The following is a 26,689-nucleotide window of genomic DNA, read 5'->3' as shown; positions in this document are numbered from 1 at the left end:
TTCTAGCCCTAGACAGCTTGGGCACCTGAGACTATTTCACTCAGCTCTTGGGTAATGGCAGCCTGACGCGCCTTGTTGTAGACCAACTGCAAGTCATCAATGAGTTGGCCTGCGTTATCAGTCGCCGCTTTCATAGCGACCATTCGGGCTGCTTGCTCACAGGCAATGCTCTCAACAATGCCTTGATACACTTGCGATTCGATGTATCGATGTAACAGTTCTGAGAGTATGTCTTTGGGTGCTTGCTCATAGATGTAGTCCCAACGACGCGCTTTTTTAGGCTCACCACCTTCCTCAGAATCCGAAGGGTGGGGGAGCAACTGCAAGGTCGTTGGCGCTTGAACCATGGTGTTGACGAACTGGTTGTAAACGAGATACAAGCTATCGATTTTACCTTCGTCGTAATGCCCGAGCATCGCATTCACCGTACCTAAGATGTCTTCTAACTTAGGTGTATCGCCAAGACCTGACGTTTGTGCAATAACGTTGCCGCCGCGTTGGAAGAACGAGATAGCCTTAGATCCCACTAAGGTTGTTTCTACCTCGACTCCCTTGGTGCGCCATTGCTCCATTTCTTCTAACACTTTCTTGAACAAGTTTGAGTTCAAGCCACCACACAAGCCGCGATCGGACGAGATAATGATGTAAGCGACACGCTTAGGTTCACGCTGTTGCAGGTAAGGGTGCTGGTACTCCAGGGAACCCGATGCAACATGAGAGATAACTTTTCGCATGTTCTCGGCGTAGGGGCGAGTTAGCGTCATGTTGTCTTGAACCTTGCGCATCTTACTTGCTGCAACCATTTCCATTGCGCTAGTGATTTTCTGAGTGTTACTAACACTGGCTATCTTGGTGCGAATTTCTTTAGTACTTGCCATAATCTGCTCCTATTTGTTTTGATTTCCAGCTAACAAACCGGAGCACTTACCAAGCTTTCATCCCAACAAAACCTTCTAGGATCTCTTTAAGAGCACCGTCGATTTCGTCATTGTAATCGCCTGTCGCGTTGATTTTTTCGAACAACGCAGGGTTCTGACCTTTGGCATAAGCAATCAGCTCTTCTTCAAAACGGGCAATGTTGTTTAGCTCAACACCGACCAAGTAGCCTTTCTCTGCTGCGTAGATAACCGTTGCTTGCTCAGCGACTGACATTGGAGAGTATTGTTTTTGCTTCATTAATTCGGTAACACGCTCACCATGGTCTAGCTGTTTGCGCGTCATCTCATCTAAGTCAGAAGAGAACTGAGCAAAGGCCGCCAGCTCGCGATATTGAGCTAATGAAGTACGGATACCACCAGACAGTTTCTTGATGATCTTGCATTGCGCCGCACCACCCACACGAGATACCGAGATACCTGGGTCTACTGCAGGACGTAAGCCTGAGTTAAACAATTGGGTTTGAAGGAAAACCTGACCATCGGTGATTGAGATTACGTTGGTTGGTACAAACGCTGATACGTCTCCCGCTTGAGTTTCAATAATAGGAAGCGCCGTTAATGAGCCTGTTTGGCCTTTCACTTCACCGTTAGTGAACTTCTCTACATACTCTGCATTCACTCGTGCTGCACGTTCTAGTAGGCGTGAGTGAAGGTAGAATACGTCGCCAGGGAAGGCTTCACGACCCGGTGGGCGTTTCAATAGCAATGAGATTTGACGGTAAGCAACGGCTTGTTTTGATAGGTCATCATAGATGATCAGCGCATCTTCACCGCGGTCACGGAAGTATTCACCCATGGTGCAACCCGCATAAGGGGCTAGGTATTGAAGCGCTGCAGACTCTGATGCTGATGCCACGACTACGATGGTGTTTTTAAGCGCATCGTGGTCTTCGAGTTTACGAACCACGTTAGCGATAGTGGAGGCTTTTTGGCCAATCGCTACATACACACATTTGATGCCAGAATCTTTCTGATTGATGATCGCATCGATAGCTAACGCTGTTTTACCCGTCTGACGGTCACCGATGATAAGTTCACGTTGACCACGACCGATTGGCACCATGGTATCAACCGCTTTATAGCCAGTTTGAATTGGCTGATCAACAGACTTACGTTCGATTACACCGGGTGCAATCACTTCTACAGGGTCGAGTCGGTCACAACTTATTGGGCCTTTGCCATCGATTGGCTCGCCTAATGTGTTCACAACACGGCCAAGAAGACCGTTACCGACGGGGACTTCCAAGATACGACCTGTACCTTTCACTTTCATACCTTCAGATAGGTCAGTGTAGGGGCCCATAACCACCGCACCTACTGAGTGCGTATCGAGGTTAAGTGCGAGTGCGTATTTGCCACCTGGTAGCTCAATCATCTCGCCTTGCATAACATCAGCAAGGCCATTGATTGTGATGATGCCATCACGAACCGATACGATAGTGCCTTCATTGCGAGCCTCGGTGCTCACATTAAATTTCGAGATGCGTTCTTTGATTAGATCGCTGATTTCATTTGAATTTAATTGCATAATTGTTACCTATCTCGCGTGAAGTTGATGAGCCAATCGGTCAATTGATGTGTTTAAAGAACCATCGATAACGGTTTCACCCGCCTTGATGACCATTCCACCTACTAACGTGTCATCAATAACCTGCTTCATTTCAACCTGACGCTCTAATTTCTTCTCAAGTGCAGCTGTTAGTGACGTAACTTGATCTTGTGTCAGCATTTCTGAACTGGTGACAGTGACAGGCACTACACGTTCATGTTCGTCCTTTAGCTCGCAGTACAATTCAAACAGGTCTCTTACAACAGAAAGGCGGCCGTTCTCGGCCAATACTCGAATAAGATTAATGACGTGGTCATCAACGAGTCCTTGGCAAATATGAATGATGAGGTTTGCCAGCTCTTCTGTTTGGTGTGTAGAAGCACCTTCTGCTGAAGAAATCTGACTAGCGATCGTTTCTTCTTCCGCGACAGCCACAAGAATGGACAGCATTGAGTGCCACTCTTGTAACTGGTTTTCACCTAAAGCAAATTCAAACGATGCTTTGGCGTAGGGATGAGCAATATTGGTGTAATCTGACATATTGCCTCTCCTTAGAGTTCGCTAATCATTTGGTCAACTAGCGCTCGGTTCGTTGCGGAATCTAGGTTTTTGCTAATCAGTTTCTGTGCACTTTGAATTACTGCGTCTGCCATATCTGCCTGAAGTTCACGGCGTATCTTTTGGCGTTCGCCTTCTAGCTCAGCTCTACCTTGTTCTAAGATGCGTGCCTTTTCTTGCTCGGCTTCTTGTTGCGCTAAGCTGATGATTTCATTGCGGCGTTTTCGGCCCTGTTCAACCAGTTCAGTCACATCTTTTCTGGCATCTTCGATGAGTTGCGCGCCATTTGATTTTGCTAGTTCTAGCTCTTTCGCAGCGTTCTCTGAGTGGCGTAAACCATCAGCGATTTCTTTTTGGCGCTCGTCTAACATCGCGGTGAGAGGGGGCCATACATATTTCATGCAGAGCCAAACAAAAATCACGAATGAGATTGCTTGTCCAAACATGCTTGCATTTAAGTTCATACCTTCCTCACTAAATCTTGATTATTTACAAATCGATCTTTCAAAGCGGTTTGATTAAGCCACGGCGAAGATGATGTATAGACCGATACCAACACCGATCATCGGTACTGCATCCACAAGACCCATCATGATGAAGAATTGAGTACGAAGCATTGGAGTAAGGTCTGGTTGACGCGCAACACCTTCAAGGTATTTACCTGCTAAGTTACCAATACCAGATGCTGCACCTGCTGCACCTAAACCGATCAGTAATGCACCTGCTACATATAAAACTGCGCTTACGATATCCATTTGTATCTCCGATAAATAATTTGTTAGTTAAATTTTTTAGTTATTAATTAGTGGTGTTCTTCTGTTGCCATACCTAAATAAACAACGGTCAGCACCATAAATATAAATGCTTGCAAGAATACGATTAATATGTGGAATAGTGCCCAAGGAACACTCAGTGCCCATTGCATCCACCATGGCATTAATGCGATCAGAATAAATATCATCTCACCTGCATACATGTTTCCAAATAATCGTAAGCCTAGTGATATAGGTTTTGAAATTAATGTTATTAATTCAAGAACTAAGTTAACAGGGTATAAAAGAGGGTTATCAAATGGCTGCGTAGTAAGCTCTTTGATAAAGCCTTTCAATCCTTTATTTTTAAATGTATAAGTCAACAGTAAGATAAATACACCGAGTGCCATCGACATTGGAATATTTACGTCCGCCGTTGGTAGATCTCTAAAGTGTTCTAGACCCATTGCACGACTTAATGCTGGTATGAAATCTATTGGTAATAAATCGACCGCGTTCATTAACAACACCCAAACAAAAGTGGTTAATGCCAGTGGCCCTATTAATTTATCCTCCGCTTGAAAAATCTCTTTTACTAGGTTGTTTACAAAATCAAATATCAGTTCGATAAAACATTGAAATCGACCTGGAACACCGCTGGTGCCCTTAGTCACTACGTATCGAAAAGCTCCAATAAACAGTAAACCCGTAATCCAAGATACCAACATCGAGTCGATGTTGAACGCCCAGAAACCATCACCTGTAGTTAAGAAGGTTAAGTGATGCTCTATGTATTCGTGAGCGGTAGTTACTTGATCCATACTACACGTACTCCGATCTTGTAGAGGCAGTAATAAATGGTGTTAAGAAGTACCCAACCATAGTGAGAATATATGCGTACAATATTACTGGGTTATCCAATTTGAAAAACTGGAACGCCAAGATAAACATTAAGAACGTATAAGTTATTTTCACGACACGACTCATTTGCATTAAGTCACGTAAACTATAATTAGGATTCTTGCGCACCTTTAGGCTTGCATATATAAAACCAAACAGCGGAGGTAGCATCGCAATTCCGATACCCAAAGCCGACGATTCCATATCTACTTTATTACCAAAAAACACTTCATATAAAACTACACCGACGGCTAATACTACTTGGCAGAGAACAACTCTTTTAGCAGCAACAAGAATGTCACCACTTATCCCATTAAGCCTCATAATAAAACCTTATATTTAACAGTGTAAGCTCATATAAAACACAGTTTGAATATGTCTTGCTACTCGCATTTGCTTGTTAACAAAGAGATAATCTTGCTGGTCTTATATCTCCTGACGAAATAGAACGATATAAACTAGTTCGCTCTCGTTTCGACAAAATATAAACTACGCCTAAAATTATGTGATCAAAACGACAAATATTGATATCAATAATTCCATTTTTGAAATTAATGTTTTTCATTTATGAAAGTAATAGTTCTATCACTTTATTCATGAATATTTAAGATGCTTTATCCTTGTGAAAAAGAGGGTCTTTTTAGAAGGGAGTAGCGAGCTAAATTTTCAACTTATGATCTTATCAATTAAGACTATTCAAACACTTAGGTTCATTTACAAGCTGAGTTGTGAAGTGTGATTTTGGTAGGGGTTAAGCTTGTTTGAGGCAATGATGGAAGATCTGGTTTTTCTGGTAAATTAAACGTACGTCGTTCCTTATCAATAAGCGAATATTTTTTATATTGTCGTCAGCTTGTCACTATTTGCGTGCGCGAGAGTGAAAATTCAGCGCCTAAATGTTGATGATATAGGAGTGAAATGGGGGACTGGGTGTGCGAGAAGCATGGTGCGGAGAAGAAACACCGAGTTTTGAGGAAGTAAATGGCAGCAGAGCGCTGCCTAATTTACTTAATCTAGGCTCTCTTATGACTCTTCATAACTGAGGTATTGAATACATAAGTCATGGAAAGCCTGTGCTTGTGGCGAGATCGTACGATCAGACAGTCTGAAAATGCCGATTTGTCGTTGCAAGGGTGGGTCAATTAGCGGAATCCACACCAAGCGGGTTTCATTGGTTGGGAAAGCCAGCTTAGGTAGCGTGGTCACGCCTATCCCGAGCTCTAACACCGAAAAAAGCGAGGTAATGTTCTCGACAGAGTACAGGGCTTGTTCGCTGAGCATGCGCGCAGGTGTTGGGTCCAGTAGGGTGCAAGTCCCGTTACGAATGAAGGGCTGCTTTAACAAGGTTTGCCATTCGATTCCTTCCTGTTGAGAGGCGATAGGGTTATCTTTGAGGCACACCACACCGATAGGATCAGAAAGCAAAGGCGTGAAGTCGATGCTCTCTTCTTCTAAATGGGAGCTATTACCGAGGGCAACATCCACCTCGCCAGAGAGTAATCTTGCTTCTACCCCTGCCGCATTATCATCAATCAAACTCACTTCTACATTCGGGTACTGCTCACAAAATGCCCCTAAAACACTAGGGATGAGTTTTGCGGCCACCGAAGGCACGCTCGCTATTCGAACTCTTCCTTGTTGTCCTGCTGCCGCTGCGCGTAAGTCATTGTCTAATGCTTTGTAAACGTTCAGAAATTGAATGATCTTGGGCAAACATATTTCTCCAAAAGGCGTCAGTGTCGATTTGTTGCCTGTTTCAAACAGAGGTTGGCCGAGTATTTTTTCCAACTCTTTTATCGAAGTCGAAAGTGCCGCTTGCGATCGATTTGCACGGTGAGATGCCGCTCTAAATCCACCTTCTTCGACCACCAAAACGAAATGTTTTAACTGTTGTAGCTTAATACTCATGACTCCGATCCTTCTCTAGCCCTTGCTATACCTTACTTTTCGCAAGGTGATAGATTTTATTTATCAAATGCACAAAATTTACCGTTAGATTTATCAGGCGTCAAGGTGCAGTATTTAACCATCTTGAAACATAGTTGTTACAAAGTTGGATGAAATCGTGAACGCACAAACTAAAAAACACCCAGTAAAAACCTCTCTTTTTGCTTCAAAAGCACCACTAGAGTGGGCAATCGTTAATAACGGCACTCTATACACTGCGCAGATTCCAATCGATGAAACGGGCGCAGTAGTAGAAGGCGGTATTGAAGCGCAAACGCGTCAGACTTTTAACAACCTTGTTCATACCTTGGAGTGTGCAGGCGAATCGATGGATTCTGTGCTGCAGGTTCTGATTTACGTGACTGACCGTGAATACCTGAAAACGGTAAACAGCGTATACGGAGAATACTTCAACGCACCTTATCCAAATCGTGCAGCAGTCGTTGTTGCAGGGCTAGCTAGAGAAGAGATGTTGGTTGAGTTCGTGGTTTATGCATCGGCGTCTCAACCTGAATAAATGGACTGTGAACTGAGGCAATTTGCCAATCAAAGCTGTTTGTCTACGCAGATCTTTACTAATACAAGCGAATAGTTTTACGTCTAGATACAAAATTAATACTTATTCTCTATATGAATTAACAATTTATTAATTAATCCGATGGTTGCCAGACTCAACCGCAACCTAACGTTACAAGGACAGAATGATGACTCACTTACAGAATGTTCAAGCAGAAAACGCACTTTACATTGGCGGCGAATGGCAAGCGGGTGTAAGCACCGTAGCGAACATTAACCCATCAGATATTTCTGAAAATATTGGCAACTTTGCACAAGCAAGTGCTGAACAAGTTCAACAAGCGATTTCAGCGGCGAAACACGCTCAACCAGAGTGGGAAAAAACGCCGATTGAACGCAAGCAAGCGGTGCTTCAAGCGATTGGTGATGAGCTGATTGCCCGTTGTGATGAGCTGGGCACTTTGCTATCTCGTGAAGAAGGTAAGCCTTTTGCTGAAGGTCGCGGTGAGATTTACCGTGCAGGTCAGTTCTTCCAATACTTTGCGGCTGAAGTGCTTCGCCAAATTGGTGACAACGCAGATTCTGTACGCCCGGGTGTTTCTGTTGAAGTGACTCGCGAAGCGGTGGGCGTTATCGGCATTATCTCTCCTTGGAACTTCCCGACAGCAACAGCAGCTTGGAAAATTGCTCCAGCATTGGCTTTCGGTAACAGCGTTATTTGGAAACCAGCAAACCTAACACCAGCAAGTGCGGTCGCGCTTACAGAGATCATCCACCGCCAAGGTATCCCTGCAGGTACGTTTAACCTTGTACTGGGTAGCGGTTCAACAGTAGGTGATGCACTGATCAACTCTAAAGAAGTGAACGGTGTGAGCTTTACCGGTTCTGTTGATACGGGTCGTAAAGTGGCAGCGGCTACAGCGCCAAACTTCGTTCGATGCCAACTAGAAATGGGCAGTAAGAACGCACTTGTTATTGCTGACGATGCTGATATCCAAACTGCGGTTGATGCAACGATTGCAGGTTCTTTCTCTGGCGCAGGCCAAAAATGTACCGCGTCTTCTCGCCTTGTGGTTATGGATAGCATTCACGACCAATACGTTGAAGCACTGATTAAACGTATGAGCGAGCTGAAAGTGGGTCACGCACTGGAAGAGGGTGTGTTCATGGGCCCAGTTGTTGACGGAAACCAGCTTGAAGCAAACCTAGGTTGGGTTGAGAAAGCACGTCAAAGCGGCGGTGAGCTGGCATTTGGTGGCGAACGCTTGAGTATGAAGCACGAAGGTTTCTACATGTCTCCAACGCTGTTCTTGAACACTAAGAACGATTGGGAAGTGAACCAAGAAGAAGTGTTCGCACCAATGGCAAGTGTGATTCGTGTCGCTGACCTAGAAGAAGCGATTGCGACAACCAACGACACTCGCTTCGGTCTAACAGGCGGCATCATTACTCAGAGCCTACGTACTAGCGCAATGTTCAAGCAACAAGCGCAGACCGGTTGTGTGATGGTCAACCTACCAACAGCAGGCACGGATTACCACGTACCGTTTGGTGGTCGTAAAGAGTCTAGCTTCGGTCCTCGTGAGCAAGGTCAATACGCGAAAGAGTTCTACACAGTGGTTAAGACGGCTTACCAACGTCCTTACTAATCCACTTTCTAAATAAGAATTGGATAGCTGAATTAACTTCCTAGCTATCCAGCTATCGAATTGGCCTGATTCACAGAGTCAGGCCAACATTCAAACCAAAGCAGCAAACGAACTTAGACAAGTGATTTAACCCATTTTTGAAAACATGTTATTTGAGCGTGTTTTCAAAACCGAGCTAGAACACTGAGCTTTCAATAGGAGTGGTTATGTACCAGCAACGGATTGTTATAGATGGATTGCAATACTGCAATTGGAACAGAGAATATTTCCAAACACTAAAGGCGAGCGGCATTACAGCAGTTCACGCTACCGCGGTTTACCACGAGACGGCTCGTGAAACCTTATCTCGCTTTGCAGAATGGAATTTAAGATTCGAGCAGAACGCAGACCTTATCATGCCGATTCACTCAATGGCTGATGTTGAGGCTGCAAAAGCAACTGGCAAAGTCGGCATTTTACTTGGTGCTCAAAACTGTTCTCCAATCGACGATGAGATCGGTCTTATCGAAGTGATGCGTAAGCAAGGTCTTTTGATCATGCAACTGACGTACAACAACCAGAGCTTATTGGCGACGGGTTGCTACGAGAAGAACGACACAGGTATTACTCGCTTTGGTAAACAAGCCATCGAAGAGATGAACCGAGTGGGCATGATCATAGATATGTCTCACAGTGCAGAGCGCTCAACACTTGAAGCTATCGACTTGTCTTCTCGTCCTATTTGTATCAGCCATGCGAACCCGACGTTTGCTCATGATGCACTACGAAATAAATCAAACGATGTAATTAAAGCTCTAACCGCACGCGGCGGCTTAATCGGATTCAGCTTGTACCCATTCCACCTACCAAACGGCAGCCAATGTACCTTGGAAGATTTCTGCCAGATGGTTGCGACTACGGCTGACATGGTCGGCGTAGAGCACCTCGGTATTGGCAGTGACCTATGCATAAACCAACCTCAAGCCGTTCTTGAATGGATGAGAAATGGTCGTTGGTCTAAAGCAATGGACTACGGCGAAGGCTCTGCGAACAACTCAGGTTGGCCAGATGCGTTGCCTTGGTTCTGTGGTAGTGCGGGTATGGAAAACATATATAACGGATTGATGCGTCATGGTTTCAGCGAGTCTGAAGCTGGGCAAGTCTTGGGAGAAAACTGGTTTAACTTCTTGAAAGATGGCCTAGAGCCTCAAACCAAGGGTTAACGGTTTCTCGCGAGCCATCATCGAATTAGCAGCCTTCTAACAAACGTTCAATAAGCAAGTGCTGCTTAAACCAATTTCACTATTCAAAAGGAACAACGGTCTATTTCGCAACGCGGTAACCCAAACATGGATTAGCCTGCCCAACACAAAAAACAATAGGGCAGGTGTTAAATACACCCTTGTAGTCATCATTCAAATGACAGCTGCAAAGAAACCTCTGGAGTCAGAGTATGTCTGATTTAACCAATAGCGTGAAATCTTCAAGCTTAAATGCGGGTCAAGCACACACAACAATTAATGCAAAAAGCAACACAAACGAGTCTGAGTCTACGTCAGACAAATTAGGCCTATCCAACCCAGCACTTTGGTACAGCGGCGGTTTTATCGCTCTGTTCGTGGCACTTGCTCTATTTGATGGCGAGCTGTTATCAAGCCTAGTAAATACGGGCTTTGCATGGTCTGTAAAAGTATTCGGTCCTTACTGGCAAATGCTTCTTCTTCTGACTTTTCTTATTGGTCTTGGCCTGGCGGCAGGGCGAACAGGCAAGGTTATCCTAGGCGGCATCGCTAAACCTGAAATGGACGGCTTCCGTTGGATGGCGATCATCTTCTGTACGCTACTGGCAGGTGGCGGTGTATTTTGGGCAGCAGCAGAGCCTATCGCTCACTACGTTAGCCCACCACCATTGTACGGCGCACAAGAAAACGCACAGCAAGGCGCGGTGAATGCTTTATCGCAATCCTTCATGCACTGGGGTTTTCTAGCATGGGCCATTGTCGGTAGCTTAACGTCTATTGTGGTGATGCACCTTCACTACGACAAAGGCTTACCGCTTAAACCTCGTATTTTGCTTTACCCAGTTTTAGGCGAGCGAGCATTGAAAGGTCACACCGGCGCATTGATTGATGCATGTTGTATTGTCGCAGTAGCGGCGGGCACCATTGGTCCTATCGGCTTCTTAGGCTTGCAAGTGAGCTACGCACTGAACGCACTGTTTGATATTCCTGATGGCTTCACGACGCAGCTTATCATCATCCTGTTCGCTATCGTTCTATACACATTGTCGGCATTAAGTGGTCTTAACCGCGGAATGCAAATGCTAAGCCGTTACAACGTAATTTTAGCAATGTCATTGATGGTCTACATTCTGATCTTCGGCCCAACAAACTTCATTTTCAATGGCTACATCCAAGGTGTAGGCAGCATGATAGACAACTTCATCCCAATGGCAACATACCGTGGTGACGAAGGTTGGTTGAGCTGGTGGACAGTATTCTTCTGGGGTTGGTTCTTAGGTTACGGCCCAATGATGGCAATCTTCATCGCACGTATTTCACGCGGTCGTAGTATTCGCCAATTGGTATCAACCATCAGTCTTATTGCACCGTTCGTAACATGTTTCTGGTTCACCATTGTTGGCGGTTCTGGCCTTGCGTTTGAAATTGCAGACCCAGGCAGCGTAAGTAAAGCGTTCGAAGGCTTTAATTTACCTGGCGCGCTACTGGCAGTAACTCAGCAACTACCAATGCCAATGCTTATCTCTATTCTGTTCTTGATCTTGACGACGATCTTCATCGTAACGACAGGTGACTCAATGACTTACACCATCAGTGTGGTAGTCAGCGGTGAGACAGAGCCTAACGCAATTATTCGTACTTTCTGGGGTGTGATGATGGGGGTAACAGCATTGATTCTGATTTCCCTAGGTTCCGGCGGTATTTCAGCGCTGCAATCATTCATAGTTATCACAGCGGTACCGGTGTCCTTAATCTTGCTGCCATCACTTTGGAATGCGCCTCAAATCGCAATCAAGATGGCGAAAGATCAAGGCTTATAAAACATCAATGCCGGTATAAAGAAGAAAATGTAGAGATAAAGCTCTCTAAAAACTGAAGATAAACAAGGTGTGAGCCTTTGAAAGAAGGCTGATACAAGATTCCGGAAGGAAGATAAAAACCGTACTGGTGAAGATACACCGGGCGGCACGTATTTAGGTCAATCGATCTAGTCAGGACAAATAATAAGTGGCGAGTTCGCTTGCCTCGATAATATCAATAACGATTAAAAACGTGAAAGCTAACCAACATACTGTCGCTATATATGCTTCAAAAGACAGCAACGATCGGTTCTGAATGGCTAGCAAAATCCTATAACTATAAGGTGGTGAGCAAAATGGATGCACATCGTTCTACCTACACTGAATCAGCACTACGTGACGCGACTGTCGTCATGGCACCGGAAAGGCTAGGTGCAATGCACCAAACACGTATCAGCTTCGTTAGAACTCTGATTCGTAAAATGGCGCAGCAAGAATGGAAAGTGACCAAACATGAATGGCAATTAGACGCTCAGGGCTTTGGTCATGTTATCTATAAGCTTGCGACGCCAAACCATGTTTATCATTTGGTTGTTTTCTGCGATGAGATTGCAGACGACGAACGAAATGACCGTGTAATTGCTGAAAAGTGGGACGTAACGTTTGCTCTGGTTCTTGGTGATGTTGATGTCACCCTACTTGAGAGACTTCGTGCGAATGTACCGCTACAAGAAGCAGGCCGTAACCCTAACAATGTGCTTGTTTTAGCGCGTGCCAACAAAAGTGTACGAGTGTTTGAACATATTGTTAGTCACTTGGCTAAAGGTGTTCAACCAACGCCAAAAGAGCTAGCGGAAGTTGGCTACATCCTACGAACCACAGCGGTTTATGGTAATGGTAAGTTTGGTATTGCTGACTTTAAAATCTTGGAAAAGAATCCAGATTTTAATCAATCGTTCAGTGCTCAAATGTGTGCTGTTTATATGCTGCGTGAGTTCAGCCTAGATTGGGTTCATTACCTAGCGGAGCAACAAGGCGGTGAACAAGCGATTACCTTGCACAGAGGCTTACAACGCTACCTAGGTGTGGGTAATGCCACAGGTTTAGGTATGGCGCCATATCTGATTAACCACCCAAGTATTGTCGATCAATGGATGACAACCCGTGAGCATGCATTAGCTGACGTGTTAGCTAATCACACGGATACGGCATTGATTGAGCCCCTACGTACATTAGTTAAAAAAGCGATTTGTCATTTAGAACAAGTTGTTACCATCAATGAAAATCAGCAAGAGTTGAACAAAACCGCTGTTGATGAGTTGAAACACGCAGAACAGTCACTAGAAGCTTCTGTAAACCATTGCGATACATGGGCGCAGTTAGTTGAACAATCTAAGCACATGAGTATGGAAGCCCAAGAAATCCTTATCTCATGCTTGATGGAATTGTACCCAGAATTAGTGGACGCCCATCAAGAGCATATGAATTGTAGCGAAACACTCTCGCTTCCTAGTGGCAAAAAGATCCAAGACCTATTGGTTGTGTTAGAAGAAAAGTACCGTTGGGCAATCACCACCGACTTTACGAAAGCAGATAACAACTACTGGTTCTGGTATCGCTCTCAGGACAAAGAAGAGCCAAGGCTCGGTGTTCGAGGAGAAGAAATTGGTGAAGAGCGTGAGCTGCCATTAGATATTGGTCGTCAAGCTTACCGTCTGTACCACTCCTTATTACAGTTCACACCAGAGCTTTCTCTAGCAGAGTTCTTGGTAAAACAACCGCAACATCGTGCGATAGCACGTCGTGTATGGACGCTTGGCAACAAAGCGATGGGCGACATTCAAATGAACGTGCTTCATAAAGAGTCGCTGCCGATGCATCTGTTACGTTGCAAGCTAGCTATGTTTGGTGCTACTAAGTTTGATCCTCGCTCAGATCGTTGGGTTCGCGTGACCTTCTTCCAAGGCGCACCGCTGCTTGACGAAATTCATCAAGACGAGTGGGTGTTCCCAGTCTTACCAAGTGAAGCGGAGCTTGCTGGCTCTCATAACGTTCCTACACATATCAATGCTCAACATGGAGGTAAATCGCTATGATCGTTTCTCACAATGAATTGGTCGCGGCCGTTAATAAAGCCTTTCTGGGTATGCGTCGTACATGTGGTGAAGCCGATGTGATAGCGAACATGGTGGCAGATTTACAAATGGTTGGCTTGGATGGTGTTCGTCATTTTAACAATGCGAGCAACTTTATGGGGCTAGAAGACGATTGCCCTGTAGACATCCAAGTGACAAGCGACAACACAGTTGAAGTGGACCTGCACAAGGCGAGCTTAGCGTGTCATCTTCCTGTGGTGATGGATTACGCCATTGAAAAAATGGTCGGTAAAAAGACGCTGAAAATCGAGCTAAACAACTGCCATAACCGTTGGTTAGCGTACAGTGAGCTTGTAAAACTGGCAGCGAAAGGCATCGCATGTACCGCACGTTGGGATAATGGCTCAAATCCTAAGAGCACCTTGTATGTGCTTAACCGTGGTTGCGTTGCACCAGAACTGTTTTTATCAGATTTGCCTCTGGCATCGGACGATCATATCCACAATATGACCATCGAGCTTTCCGTCCAGGATTTCGATATCGAACGTTTGTCAGATGGCTACCAAACACACATTGAATCGGAAGCGCTTTTTAAAACTCAAGAGAAGGCGTGGAACGAGGGCATTGAAGTTGACGATGGAGAGTGGGGCGCGTTGAAAGAAACGGCGACGGCTATCCTTGTTGAAAACAGCCAACGTTCAATTCAAGGTGCAGGTGAGCTCGAGGCTTCTTAGCTTTGTTTTATAGAGCTATAAGTTACAGAAGCTCAGTTTATAGATCTTTGGCTTATAGAAACTAAACCTATAAAGCCTGAGCTTGTTCAACCTAAAAACCTCATTTACAACAGATGAAACCAAAGAGCTTAACGTATCCTCACCTCGTTAAGCTCTTTTTATTTGTGTCCCACTTTTGTTCTTCTTCTCAATAGATCACATCTTAAACTCTCTGTTTTGACACAAGTTGTTACGCGTATAAAGCTAATTTGGCGATTTAATGAAGTACCTTCACATTCAGGTTCAACAAACGGTTTCATTTACAAGCTACTATGCGTATCTTGCTAACTACGGTGCCAAAGGGTGCCATTTTTATTCGTACCAATGACTTTAGAATCAGATAAAAAGGAATGAAGCGTGCAAGCTAACTTTATTGATGGAACCACCCTGTACCGTCAGCACTCTTTCGAGTTGCCACTTGATTATCAAGCCAAAGATGGACAACAGATCCAAGTCTTCGCACGTGAGCTGGTTGATCTCGCTAAAGATGCGCAAGAGCTGCCGTGGTTGATCTACTTTCAAGGCGGCCCAGGTTTTCCTTCTCCACGGGTGAGTGGTCAATCGGGTTGGCTAAAGCGTGCATTACAAAACTACCGTGTTCTGCTTCTAGACCAACGTGGTACTGGCAACAGCACGGTTATCAGCCATGAAACTTTGGCGCATTTGTCTCCAGAACAACAAGTCGAATACTTAACGCATTTCAGAGCGGATAACATCGTTCGTGACGCTGAAGCGATTCGTGAACAGTTTGGTATTAAGCAATGGTCGACGATTGGTCAAAGCTTTGGTGGCTTCTGTACACTGAGCTATTTGTCACTGTTCCCACAGAGCTTGCAGCGTTGTTATGTGACGGGCGGCATTCCTTCTATTGAACGAGAAGCTGACGATGTTTATCGTGCGACTTACAAGCGTGTAGAAGACAAAAACAGAGCTTTCTTTGCTCAGTTCCCACAAGCACAAGCTATGTGTCGCGAGATCTCTGATTACCTGCTCAACAACGATGTGAGACTGCCAAACGGTCAGGTGTTCACAGTTGAACAGTTCCAGCTAATAGGTATTAACCTTGGTGGCGGCGAAGCAAACCTTCCAATGTATTTCACACTGGAGAGTGCGTTTGTTGAAGTGAACGGTAACAGACAGCTGAGCTACAGCTTCCTAAATCAAATGCAGCAAGAGCAGGGTTACTTAACTAACCCAATTTACGCAATCTTGCATGAATCGATTTACTGTCAAGGTACAGCGTCTAACTGGTCTGCACATCGTGTTCGTGAGCAGTACCCACACTTCAACTACCAATCGGGTAGTGAGTTCTGGTTTACCGGAGAAATGGTCTACCCATGGATGTTCGACCAACTAGAAACGTTGAAGCCATTGCGTGAAGCCGCCAATCTATTAGCTGAGAAATCGGATTGGGGTACTTTGTACAATGCAGAGCAGTTGAGCAAGAATACGGTTCCGATGGCGTGTGCCGTTTACGCAGACGACATGTACGTAGAACTGGATTACAGCCGCGAAACACTGGCTAATATTCCAAACTCGAAAGCGTGGATTACCAACGAGTATGAGCACAACGGTTTGAGAGTGGATGGTGAGCGAATCGTCGATAAGCTAATGACGATGGTTGATGCATTAGAAAACTTGCCAAAATAATCCAATTCTCTGTGTAGGTTATCTAGGTTAGAAGCTATCTAAGTTAGAAGCTCTTTACGTTAGAGACAAGGCACGCCAGAAACAAGAAAACGCTGCATCCGTGCAGCGTTTTTTTATGTCATCGAACTATTCGATTTAAGGAACTAGGAGGGGTAGCCCTTGAAGCCATTAAGGTTGGATGACGATATCTTGATTTTCAGTGGTCGATAAGCTGGCGCGGTTTTGTTCGATAAGCTGAGCCGCATAAGAGGGAGTCACAGCTTGAATTTCGCCTTTTGAACGAATCGTTAATGCTTCCCACGCATGATCACGGTATTTGCCTGTCTGTGTATATTCAATAAGTACTCTCATGATTCTTCCATCCGATGTGTGGTTAACGTGCTACTAACATTAGCGCCATTATTGTGGTTACACACCTGTTAAAAATGGAACATAAGATTAACCAAATGAGAATGCGTGTAACTTGAAAAACAGACCCAACTGCACTTATCTTCTTAACCGCGTTTATCGCAACTAACCGTATTTATCGCAACTAACAGCATTTATCGTAACCAACCTTACTTATCGTAAATAGCGTCCATAAAAAAACGCTGCACAATGGCAGCGTTAAAGTTGAGATAGGTTGAAGATTGCTTAGCTGTTTTCTAAGCCAACAATCTTGCGTGCAGACATCACTGCACTATCCAAATCGGTCAATCTACCAGCACTTGCTGGACCAAGAACTGATGAATACAAAGCCAACTGCTTCTCAAATGATAAATCTAATTGGTTATATAGATTTTGGCGGATTTGAGCGTGTTGCTGAGGCTTTGCGCTCGACAGGCCTTCCAACGTATCGTAGATGAGTGTAGTTGTATCCATAACTGTCCTTAGTACATCTTTAGAAAATTTTGCATATTATGCACTTGGTGTCATCTTTGTTCTGCGAGATTGATCGCATTATGTGCAGCTCTGCTTAATTGTGTAATCAGTTAGTTACAATTGTGTTGTACGGCAAAGTATCGAAAACTTGGGTTTGGGCAAAAGAAAAGGAGACACAGTGGTCTCCTTTTGGCTTGTTAGGCAAACATAAAAGTTACGTGCTGTTCGCTGCTTGTTGGGCCAATCGGCTACGCACAGCTACAGCGCCTATCGTATGTTAATGTTCTTATCTCGATTTTCGTACATTTCAGGTGTGGTGTGTAATCCACCTGCATAGCCTGCTGCTTCAAGTGTTTCTCTTACCTCTCGAACATGCTCAGCCGTGACCGGTTCATTTCTGTCGCCAAGGTTTAAACGCACAAACGTGATTAACTCAGCTAAGCGTTGATCCGACAGTACATCCTCAAAACTTGCCATTGGCATGAAATTTCTGTCTTTGTCGAGATAGGTGGGTTGCAAGCCGCGCACCGTTACCGCAATGGTATTGAATGGGTCGCTGTGCATGATAATACCGTTGTTCAACAGAGTAGGGGCGATTGGATCGCGACCTTTACCATCGTCACCATGACAGGCCCCACAGGTTTGACGATACGTGGTGTAGATTTCACTGGCATACGCAGCTTCATCAAACCCTTTAGGCTGTAACTGAACGGCATCACTGGCAATGGTGTTGTTGATGTCCCCACTGAGTAGGTAATAGGACATCGACTCAATATCTTCACGCGTCATCAATCTTAGGCTGTTTTTCACTACATCAGCCATACCCGCAAAAGCGGTGCCTTTGTCTGAATGTCCTGTGTGTAAAAAGTCTGTGAGTGTTGCTTCATCCCAACCATCGATATAGAGCTCATTGGCTGTAATATCAGGCGCGTTCCAACCGTCGATCAAGTTACCTTGGAAAATACGTTCTGGTATCAGTGCTTGGGCAATATTTCGAGGTGTATGGCACTCCGAACAGTGACCAAGTCCTGCGACCCAATATTTGCCTTGTTGCCACTTATCGACATTCTCAATTTCTCCTTTGAGTTCCTCTGGCACTTCATAATCAATAGGGTCGGTATCCATGAATACGATGTTCCAGCCAAGCAAACCTAAGCGAATATTGGATGGAAACATCATGCTGTTGTCATCATTGCGTCGCGGCACGGCGGTGATTGACTGCATGTATTCCCATAAATCCACCATGTCTTGGTCGGTGAGGTATTGATAGGAGGTGTAAGGCATTGCAGGGTACAGGTAACCATTCTTGCCTTTACCTGCGACTAACGCCGCTCGGAAATCATCGAAGTCATAAGTCCCAATACCTTCGGTAGTGTGTGGCGTTATGTTGGTTGAATACACGGTGCCGAAGGGGGTGACAAAGGGTAGGCCGCCAGCAAAGGGTTCGCCACCTTCTGCACTATGACAAGCCACACAGTCACCGGCATAAGCGAGATATTCTCCGCGCTCAACAGATGATGCTTTCAAACTCGCGAGCCGTTGTTGCTCTACGTCACCAGCGTGTCGGATATAAGCCCCAAGCGCGAGTATCTCGTTCTCACTGAGCTGCTCATCAAACGCAGGCATTAGGTTGTTCAAACCGTAATTGATGGTGTGCTGAATCTCTTCAATACTCCCTCCGTGAAGCCAGATATCATCGGAAAGATCAGGTACGCCAATCGCTGGGTTAGCGACAGCACCATCGGCATGACAAGACGAACAGTATTGGACGAACAAGGTTTTACCGAGCTCGACTTTAATCTTCGGCACATCGGTATGACGTTGGTTGAGGGAGGCTAGATAGTAGGAGACTTTTGCCACCTCGTCTGGGCGCATGATTTCACTCCAACCCGGCATCGCTCCATTTCGCCCTTTGGCAATCGAATGGATCACAGCTTCATCACTGCCGCCGTATAACCATTCTTGGTCGATAAGATTAGGGAAGTGTTTCTGACCTTGTGCATTATCTCGGTGACAAGCGGCACAGTGAGTTTGGAATAGAATCCTACCGCTGTTCACGATCTCTGGGACAGCAGCTAATCCCTCTAACGTGGTTTCGCTGGTTTGTGCAAATTGCTCATTGAGAGTGGTGGATGGTGAACTGAGCTTATCGTCGCTTTGTTCCCAATCGACTAAGCCTTCCCATTCTCCAAGCCCGGGGTAGAGCACCAAATAACCCGCAGACAAAAGAAATGCCACTGCATAACTGATAAATAACAGCTTAGGTGGAGGTGCATCTTTCTCTTCAATACCATCAAAGGTGCCAATGGTGTGGTCGTGATCGGCCTTGTGATTGCTACGCCAGTATTTAACGACAACAGACACCATCAGAACAAAGAATATTAAGGTTAAGAGTACCGCCCATAGATTCCAGAATGTGCTCATTGTGATACCTCCTGTGACGTATCTTTACCCAGGCTTTGTAAATAGCGAATCAGAGCTTCACCTTTGGTTTTGCCTCTTACTTGCAAACGGGCATCACCAATTTCTTGATCGGTATAAGGCACACCTAAGGTACGTAACACTTCCATTTTGGCGCTAATATCATCGCCAGTTAGAGTCTGCTCAAATAGCCACGGGTAAGAGGGCATGATCGAGGTCGGTACGACTTTTCGAGGGTCAATTAAGTGAATAGCATGCCATTGGTCAGAATACTTTCTACCTAAGTTAGTGAGGTCAGGACCAGTACGTTTAGAGCCCCACAAGTTAGGAAACTCATAGATATCGTCTGCTTCTTGGTTCGGGCGACCATTACGCTTCACTTCTGGCTCTAGAGCGCGAACCATTTGTGTGTGACAAACATGGCAGCCTTCACTGATGTATATGTCTCGGCCTGCTAACTCAATCGGTGTGAGAGGCATCGCTAAGCTGCCTTTGGCAATATCATCGCCACGGACAATGCTTGGCACTACCCAGACCAATAAAGAGAAGGAGGCCACGACAACAGTGGTCAAAATTAAAATGACGATTGAATGTGTAAAGTCTTTACTCATCATTTAAGCTCCTTCATTAACAGTGTGTTTAGCATCATTTGTTACGGGCATACGAACCGTTTTGTACAAGTTGAAAGCCATTAAGAACAATCCAAGTACAAACAGCGCGCCACCAAAGAAACGCATGAATAGCCAAGGTGCTTTAAAGTCCATAGCTTCTACAAAACTGTAAATCAGTTCGCCATTTTCATTTTGAGCGAGCCACATATATCCCTCGCCGATGCCTGCGATCCAAAGTGCTATTGCATAGATGGCGACGCCAGCATGAGCAAGCCAAAAGTGCCATTTAATCAGTCGTCGTGACCATAGATCGGTTTGGCCCCATAAGCGTGGAATGAAGTAGTAAAAAACCGCTATCCCTGACATCCCAACCCATCCGAGAGCCGCGGAATGTACGTGCCCGATGATCCATTCGGTGTTGTGTGCCACCATGTTGAACCAGCGAATAGCGAGTAGCGGACCTTCGAATGTTGCCAAGCAGTAGTAAAGAATCGCTGAGAAAAAGAATAAAAGAATGTAGTCGGACTTCAGCTTTTCTTTATTTTGTAGGAGGGTCATTGCGCTATTGAACGCGCCTGCCCAAGAAGGGAGCCACAGGATCAAAGACATAACGATGCCGATGTTCTGAATCCAGATGGGAACAGAAGAATAAACCAAATGGTGCGTTCCGGCCCACGTGTAAAAGCCGACCAAGCCCCAGAAATGGATCACAGACAAACGGTACGAGTAGATAGGTCGATCCGCCGCTTTGGGTATGAAATAGTAGTTCATACCAATCACACCAGCGGTCAGCAAGAAACCGACGGCATTATGTCCCCACCACCATTGAACAATCGCATCTTGAGCGCCTGCAAACACAGAGTAGGACTTCATCGCCAACACAGGCATCGCGAGGTTGTTCACGATGAAAATCATTGCAACGACGATAATGAATGCAGCAAAGAACCAGTTAGCCACAAAGATATGGCTGACCTTTCGTTTAGCAAGGGTGCCAAAGAACAACACCGCGTACAGCACCCAAACCAACACAATCATCAAGTCGATTGGCCATTCAAGCTCCGCATACTCTTTTGAGGTAGTGTGGCCTGCGGGTAAGGAAATGACCGCAAGTAACAGGATGAATTGCCAGCCCCAAAATACCATCCATGAAAGGCTTTTGTTGAACAAGTCACAATGGCCTGTTCGCTGGGCAATGTATAAAGACGTCCCCATCAAGATATTCACGACGAAGCCGTAAATTACTCCAGAGGTATGTAGCGGACGCAGTCGACCAAATTGGAAATACTGAGAATCAAAGTTTAAGACTGGCCAATATAATTGCGCGGCGAGAATCACGCCGATGATCATACCTACAATCGCCCACACTAAGGATGCAATGATGAAGTACTTCACGACCTTAATGCTGTATTGCGTTGTCACTTGTTCCATAACAAGGCTCCTTGCCTAGAGGTTTTGAATCGCTGACTTAATTTGAATCGCTGAGCGAGCCTGCTTCGTTGCCGAGCACAGAATAGAAATAGGAAATGTCACGGATGTCTTGGTCTGAGAGCGTGTCGGCTTGTTGCTGCATGAGAATCGCTAAACCACTGGTTCTTTCTCGAGTCTGATAATCTTTCAATGAAGAGATGAGATAACCCACTTTTTGACCGCGAAGGTTCGGGTAGGGATCTTGTGTTGAGATGCCATCAGCGCCATGACAGGTCATACACACTTTGGCTTTTTGTTTACCTAATTCGAATTGTTCTTGATTAACTTCAGCAGAAACAGGAAACATGACCAGCGTCATTACTAGGGTAGAAAGTGTCGCCATGGGGTTAAATTTTTTTATATTCAAACTCATTCTCGATTCCCTTGATTATGAAATGAGTAAGCTTTCTAAGGTCAATACACGAGATCAATTGGTGGAGAAGAAACGACTGGAACTCGTTATTAGGTCTCTTAAAGTTGCTTACGTTCGATTAAAGGTTATGCAGCAACCAGCATTCTCGCTACTTACTTACTCATATTTATTGTTAATTTTGTTGTTTGATACGTATTCATAAGGCTGATTGGTTTACTTACGCAGAGTAAAATACGAGTTTTTCTTACTAACCAGTCAAGAAGAAATACGTCAAGCGGGTAGGGAGCGCTGAACGAGAGCGGTGATGGAAGAGACAGAGAAACGGCGAAGTTATTGAAAAACAGCGAGGTGTAGGAGCATTCGGAATAAAGTGATACCAATCAATCTGAGTGGTATCGGTACAAGTTAAATGGTCAATTTATACTAGACTCAATTTAGTGACCTTTTAAATGGAGTTTAGAATGAGAACTGTATTCTTGTTGATGCTTTGGCTTTGCTCGTTTTCGATTTTTGCAGCCTCAGAGTTAACGGTTTTCGACCACTCTGGGCAAAAGCATGGTTTTAGTAGAGAGCAACTCCTGTCACTTCCTCAGACAGAAATTACTACCACCTTGCCTTGGGTCGAGGGTCTGACCGTTTATAGTGGTGTGACGTTACAAACGGTGCTTGAAAATATGGATCTACCGATATCATCACAAGTCACTTTCGTAGCATTGAATGACTATAAAATTGCGGTGCCCAAAGAAGATTTTGATACCTATGAACCCATCATTGCGATTAAAAAGAATGGGGAGTTTATGTCTGTGAGAGAGAAAGGCCCGTTTTGGTTGATTTACCCACTCTCTGCGAATCCTGAGACTAATACCCCTGATTTCCATGCCAAGATGATTTGGCAGATTCGTGATATTCACCTGTAGAGGCTAATTATGAAGAAGCTGTTGTCTATGGCCGCAATCAAAGTCGTTGTTTTGTCTTTGGCCGTGGTTGTTTTATCCGTCAATATCTACAGCGTTACTCGAATTAATGACATCAACAAGAGCTTTTCTAATCGCCAAAATGAGGCAACATGGTTTGTTTTTCAACTTGTCAAAGAGTATGCAAACTTCTTGATGGTTAGCCATGCAAAGACGATTGATTATGATGAACTTTGGTTGGCATATGACATTACTTGGAGTCGTTTTGATATTCTGTTCAACAGCACTGAATCGTCTAATTTTATTCGCTCAGCAAACTTTAAGCCTTACTTTACCGCAGAGTTTGAAAAATTTAAGTCGCTAGAATCGTCAATCAAATTGGTCAGCCAAGGTCAGCTACCCCAAGAATCGCTGCAGAAGAAAGTCGATATTTGCTACACCACCTTAGTCGAATTCATTAACGAAAAGTTTCGATTACAAAGCCCAGTTATTGAAGAAAATACGTCCATGGTAGGCAAGTTTGTTGTTGTTCACCAAATCAGCAGCGCCTTTCTTGTCTTGATTTTGTTGATGACGGGCATCATTTTCTATATCGATTTTTCCATCAAACGAAAACTTCATTCTACGGACTTTATTACAGGCTTTCGCAATCGAGTCTCGCTCATGCAGTTTGTTAAGAACAGCTATCCAACAAACGGTAATTTCGACCTTTACTTTGTACGAATCAGAAACCTCAATGAGATTAACCAAAAGTATGGGCTTGAATATGGAGACTTGGTGGTGAGTTCAGCGGCTAAGTCTCTGACGGCAAAGGTTCCAGAAAGTACTATCTCGTTTCGTAGTAGTGGCAGCCAATTTTTATTTTTTATTCCTGAGCACTTGTACACGAGTGATGAAATACAAGAAAAATTTAATGACGTGCTCAAGGATTATATCTCGGCGGGGAATTTAGAATTGATGATTGACGCTGTAGTCAGGCATAAGAAGAACATCAGCTCTAAAGATATGATGGAGCTACTAACGACAATGCAGAGTTAATCCCCGCATCAGCGATAAGTTAGATCATTAGGTTTTGTTGACTGTACGCTCACCATTCTCCCGCTTCACTATCATGGCTTTTGCCATTCTTTATTTGCCTCCTCATTCAATGTGCAGCCAATAGAGAGCTCCTGCTCTGATGAAGATAGTTGTACTACTAGTTATAGCTATAGTGGCTTTCCGCGCTTGAATAGGAAGAGAGGCTTTGAGGTTTAGGTTTAAGGTTACTGCTTTTGAGTGAGTGCAACGATTCGCTCGTTAGATCTCGAACTGCTAACAGACTGCGGGTTTAAAATTGCTTGCGGGTTATGGTTTCGAACAAACTCGATGAATTCCAGATAAGTGAGTGGCTGACTGAAGAAGTAGCCTTGTATTAGGTTACAGTTGGCTTTTCTGAGGTAATGATACTGTTCTATCGACTCAACACCTTCTCCGACGACTAGCGTGTCACAAGAGTGGCCTAAGTTAACCATAGATTCGACCATCTTGCGGGCGGCCTTGTCGTCTACCATGTTATCGATAAAGCTCTTATCAATTTTGAGCTCATCCACAGGGTAGTGGAGAAGTTGGTTAAACGCTGTGTAGCCCGTACCAAAATCGTCAAGGGAGACCTTTAAACCTAAGCTTCTGAGGCTCTCGATAGTCTGCACCGTAAGCTTGGTACTTTTCACGTAACTGGTCTCGGTAATCTCTATAATAATGTTGCCAGGTGGCACTTGATAACGTTCGAGTACTTTACGGATGTTGTCGGCAAAATTACGGTTGTAGAGCTCCATCGCCGAGATATTAATTGACAGAGTGCCCTTGTATTTATGAAGTTCTGAAAGCTCTTTATAGCTTTTGATCGCGGTGCCAATGACCCACATGTCGAGCCTGGCAATAAGGTTACTCTTTTCTGCAACTGGGATAAATTCTTCTGGTCCCGCATCGATATCGAATAAGGCTGGGCAACGAATCAGGCACTCCGCGCCATCTATCTGAAGTGTCTTGGCGTTAAAAATAGGCATAAAGCGAAGTTCAAAGTTGTCACTTTCGCAGCACTCTAAGAGTCTTTTCTCTACAACGTCATGGCGTTCCAAGGTATGTAACAACTCTTCGCCATAAACAATACGACTTTCGCCATCACTATGAGACTTCGCATTAGCTAACATTTCATCGATGCATCGGTGCCAAATCTCATCGAACTTTGGCGTGTCGAGCGGTAAAACACCTGTTGCGAGTGATAATCGAAACCCATAGTAGTCAAGGAAGGTGGTGCCGGTCAGCGTATTGTTGATGTTCTCAATTTCTTCGTTTATCACTTGGTTCTTACCCATCTCCAAGATCGCGATAAACTGATTCCCTCCCAGTCTGGCTAAAGAGTAATCACTGCAACTAAAGCCCAAAGAGGCTTGTTGGTTTTGTAGTGTCTCTTTCAGTGCTTTAGCTAAGCTTATCAGTACATTATCACCAACTTTTGCCCCGTAGAGATCGTTGATTTTACGAAAATCGATGATGTCCCAACAAACCACATAGCAGTGTGGGCTCATCGAGCTTTTTAGTCGTACATCAAGGTGTCTGATGAAAGAGCGTCGGTTAGCTAGCTTGGTGAGTTGGTCGAATTCGGCTTCGAACTTCAACTCTGTTAATGAGTCTATGTACGCGTTCTTTAAACCATCAATTTCACTTTGCCCTGATGAGCGTTTGAAGTATCTAAGTTTGAGCCCGCCGATCGATATCTCTTGCAGTAAGTCTTTAAGCGGTCGCACGAGTTGGTAACGTACCACTAAATGTACGATCAACATGATCGTAAAGAGAGTACCAAAGCCACCTAACAAGGTTTGTTTAGCGATGATGGCTTTCTCATGGTTGAACTTTTGTTCTCGAATATTTACTTGCGCGATGAGATGTCGGCTGGTCATCTGCACATTGATTTTATCTTGGGTTTGCTCAATTGATTTGATAACGAATTGGGTATTTTCAATGTTGGCAGCGTCTGAGGATGGCTCGATTAAGAACTGAATATTGTCATCGTCATTGTATTTGATTAATAAGCTAGAGAGTTGTATCAGAGGTCCGTCAGCAATCAAAATGTAGCGATTTAAACTGCTACTTGTACGTTTATCTTGAGGAAGGAGGTAAGGGTCAATTGCCGCAACATACGAATATCTGAGCTCGCCACTAATCGAGACATAAGAGAAGCCTTCGTAGGAGAGTTCCTTCTTGCTGATTAACGAGGTGTATATGTCGAAGACTCTTTCATAAATCTTGTCAGGGATTTTTAGCCCCTCGAAAGGATCGGCTCTGAGAGTCGAAAGCGTTAATTTGAACTTAGGGTCCACGATATAAACATTGCGTTGCCCAAATTGATTGACGTGATTCTGGCTTAATACTCGGAGTACTCGTTTTTCCAATAGCGATAGAGTCGTGTAGTCGCCAGGATTTTGAATGTAGCGGAGGAACTGCAACGAAGAACCGATATCTTTAACTAGTAAGGACAAGCCGAGCTGCTCGTATTCCGCCGCGACTAAAGCGGTGTTCACATCAGATTGCACCTTGTCCAAATACATGTGCTTAGCATGATTTGATGCGAAGTTGTACATCACGATTCCTGCTATCAGGAGCACAAATGTCAGCGTTGGTAAAAGTACAAAATAGAGCTTCTTCAATACTGGCAT

General features: G+C 44.6%; 24 protein-coding genes. 9 read left to right on the top strand and 15 right to left on the bottom strand.

The genetic code is table 11. The features are described from left to right. Positions 1–8 precede the first annotated feature (8 nt). The 8 genes from atpG to AB4249_RS18505 all read right to left on the bottom strand — a co-directional run bounded on the left by atpG (position 9) and on the right by AB4249_RS18505 (position 6,605). Positions 9–878, bottom strand: a complete 870-nt coding sequence (gene atpG / locus AB4249_RS18540) for a F0F1 ATP synthase subunit gamma (protein ID WP_017064727.1) — start codon at positions 876–878, stop codon at positions 9–11. 46 nt (positions 879–924) lie between these two features. Continuing rightward, the gene (gene atpA / locus AB4249_RS18535) at positions 925–2,466 is read right to left on the bottom strand and encodes a F0F1 ATP synthase subunit alpha (RefSeq protein WP_102332884.1); all 1,542 of its coding nucleotides are present in this window, start codon (positions 2,464–2,466) and stop codon (positions 925–927) included. A gap of 9 nt (positions 2,467–2,475) precedes the next feature. Then, complete coding sequence (locus AB4249_RS18530; protein ID WP_017060840.1) at positions 2,476–3,027, bottom strand: F0F1 ATP synthase subunit delta; 552 nt, start codon at positions 3,025–3,027, stop codon at positions 2,476–2,478. An 11-nt stretch (positions 3,028–3,038) separates the two neighbouring features. Continuing rightward, positions 3,039–3,509: a F0F1 ATP synthase subunit B gene (locus AB4249_RS18525; protein ID WP_017060839.1), complete on the bottom strand. Its 471-nt coding sequence runs from the start codon at positions 3,507–3,509 to the stop codon at positions 3,039–3,041. 54 nt (positions 3,510–3,563) lie between these two features. Beyond that, entirely contained in the window at positions 3,564–3,800 is a 237-nt protein-coding gene (gene atpE / locus AB4249_RS18520) for a F0F1 ATP synthase subunit C (protein ID WP_004730405.1), read from the bottom strand. Between the two features lie 47 nt (positions 3,801–3,847). Then, the gene (atpB, locus tag AB4249_RS18515) at positions 3,848–4,618 is read right to left on the bottom strand and encodes a F0F1 ATP synthase subunit A (protein ID WP_017060838.1); all 771 of its coding nucleotides are present in this window, start codon (positions 4,616–4,618) and stop codon (positions 3,848–3,850) included. 1 nt (position 4,619) lies between these two features. Then, positions 4,620–5,021: a hypothetical protein gene (locus AB4249_RS18510; protein WP_017060837.1), complete on the bottom strand. Its 402-nt coding sequence runs from the start codon at positions 5,019–5,021 to the stop codon at positions 4,620–4,622. A 699-nt stretch (positions 5,022–5,720) separates the two neighbouring features. Next, positions 5,721–6,605: a LysR family transcriptional regulator gene (locus AB4249_RS18505; protein ID WP_017071346.1), complete on the bottom strand. Its 885-nt coding sequence runs from the start codon at positions 6,603–6,605 to the stop codon at positions 5,721–5,723. A 157-nt stretch (positions 6,606–6,762) separates the two neighbouring features. Between AB4249_RS18505 and AB4249_RS18500 the strand changes: the two genes are divergently transcribed. The 7 genes from AB4249_RS18500 (at position 6,763) to AB4249_RS18470 (ending at position 16,347) form a co-directional block, all read left to right on the top strand. Continuing rightward, positions 6,763–7,161 (top strand): RidA family protein, encoded by a 399-nt coding sequence (locus AB4249_RS18500; protein WP_017060835.1) that lies wholly within the window; start codon positions 6,763–6,765, stop codon positions 7,159–7,161. Positions 7,162–7,348: 187 nt separating this feature from the next. After that, positions 7,349–8,809, top strand: coding sequence for an aldehyde dehydrogenase family protein (locus tag AB4249_RS18495; protein WP_017060834.1), 1,461 nt, complete (start codon positions 7,349–7,351; stop codon positions 8,807–8,809). 206 nt (positions 8,810–9,015) lie between these two features. Then, positions 9,016–10,011 carry a membrane dipeptidase gene (locus AB4249_RS18490; RefSeq protein ID WP_372104322.1) on the top strand — a complete coding sequence of 332 codons (996 nt, stop codon included), beginning with the start codon at positions 9,016–9,018 and terminating at the stop codon, positions 10,009–10,011. A gap of 230 nt (positions 10,012–10,241) precedes the next feature. Beyond that, positions 10,242–11,849, top strand: a complete 1,608-nt coding sequence (locus AB4249_RS18485) for a BCCT family transporter (protein ID WP_017066850.1) — start codon at positions 10,242–10,244, stop codon at positions 11,847–11,849. Positions 11,850–12,112: 263 nt separating this feature from the next. Continuing rightward, a complete protein-coding gene (locus AB4249_RS18480; protein WP_372104319.1) occupies positions 12,113–13,924 on the top strand; it encodes a hypothetical protein in 1,812 nt (603 codons plus the stop codon). Beyond that, on the top strand, positions 13,921–14,658 hold the full coding sequence (locus AB4249_RS18475; RefSeq protein WP_017064722.1) for a DUF3726 domain-containing protein: 738 nt from the start codon (positions 13,921–13,923) through the stop codon (positions 14,656–14,658). The genes AB4249_RS18480 and AB4249_RS18475 overlap by 4 nt, the downstream gene beginning before the upstream one ends. 396 nt (positions 14,659–15,054) lie before the next feature. Then, positions 15,055–16,347 carry an alpha/beta fold hydrolase gene (locus AB4249_RS18470; RefSeq protein ID WP_372104316.1) on the top strand — a complete coding sequence of 431 codons (1,293 nt, stop codon included), beginning with the start codon at positions 15,055–15,057 and terminating at the stop codon, positions 16,345–16,347. A 168-nt stretch (positions 16,348–16,515) separates the two neighbouring features. Here the strand turns inward: AB4249_RS18470 and AB4249_RS18465 are convergent, their stop codons facing one another. The 6 genes from AB4249_RS18465 to AB4249_RS18440 all read right to left on the bottom strand — a co-directional run bounded on the left by AB4249_RS18465 (position 16,516) and on the right by AB4249_RS18440 (position 22,080). Further along, positions 16,516–16,698 (bottom strand): hypothetical protein, encoded by a 183-nt coding sequence (locus AB4249_RS18465; RefSeq protein ID WP_004730424.1) that lies wholly within the window; start codon positions 16,696–16,698, stop codon positions 16,516–16,518. Between the two features lie 282 nt (positions 16,699–16,980). Continuing rightward, positions 16,981–17,208, bottom strand: coding sequence for a PAS factor family protein (locus AB4249_RS18460; protein ID WP_004730426.1), 228 nt, complete (start codon positions 17,206–17,208; stop codon positions 16,981–16,983). Positions 17,209–17,475: 267 nt separating this feature from the next. Further along, on the bottom strand, positions 17,476–19,632 hold the full coding sequence (locus AB4249_RS18455) for a c-type cytochrome (protein WP_372104313.1): 2,157 nt from the start codon (positions 19,630–19,632) through the stop codon (positions 17,476–17,478). Then, positions 19,629–20,243, bottom strand: a complete 615-nt coding sequence (locus AB4249_RS18450) for a cbb3-type cytochrome c oxidase subunit II (RefSeq protein ID WP_372104311.1) — start codon at positions 20,241–20,243, stop codon at positions 19,629–19,631. Before AB4249_RS18450 ends, AB4249_RS18455 begins: the two co-directional genes overlap by 4 nt. Then, positions 20,244–21,668 carry a cytochrome-c oxidase, cbb3-type subunit I gene (gene ccoN, locus AB4249_RS18445; RefSeq protein WP_017069846.1) on the bottom strand — a complete coding sequence of 475 codons (1,425 nt, stop codon included), beginning with the start codon at positions 21,666–21,668 and terminating at the stop codon, positions 20,244–20,246. Between the two features lie 37 nt (positions 21,669–21,705). Further along, positions 21,706–22,080, bottom strand: a complete 375-nt coding sequence (locus AB4249_RS18440; RefSeq protein WP_029235248.1) for a cytochrome c — start codon at positions 22,078–22,080, stop codon at positions 21,706–21,708. 461 nt (positions 22,081–22,541) lie between these two features. Between AB4249_RS18440 and AB4249_RS18435 the strand changes: the two genes are divergently transcribed. Further along, entirely contained in the window at positions 22,542–22,997 is a 456-nt protein-coding gene (locus tag AB4249_RS18435; protein WP_372058255.1) for a hypothetical protein, read from the top strand. Between the two features lie 9 nt (positions 22,998–23,006). After that, a complete protein-coding gene (locus AB4249_RS18430) occupies positions 23,007–24,032 on the top strand; it encodes a GGDEF domain-containing protein (RefSeq protein WP_372104308.1) in 1,026 nt (341 codons plus the stop codon). Between the two features lie 224 nt (positions 24,033–24,256). Here AB4249_RS18430 and AB4249_RS18425 read toward each other — a convergent pair whose 3' ends face one another. Continuing rightward, positions 24,257–26,689, bottom strand: a complete 2,433-nt coding sequence (locus tag AB4249_RS18425; RefSeq protein WP_372104306.1) for a putative bifunctional diguanylate cyclase/phosphodiesterase — start codon at positions 26,687–26,689, stop codon at positions 24,257–24,259.

It is taken from the genome of Vibrio sp. 10N.261.55.F4, from assembly GCF_041470465.1.
GTDB lineage: Bacteria > Pseudomonadota > Gammaproteobacteria > Enterobacterales > Vibrionaceae > Vibrio > Vibrio crassostreae_C.
Note: the sequence above shows the minus strand (reverse complement) of the source record. Positions and strands in the feature narration are given on the sequence as shown.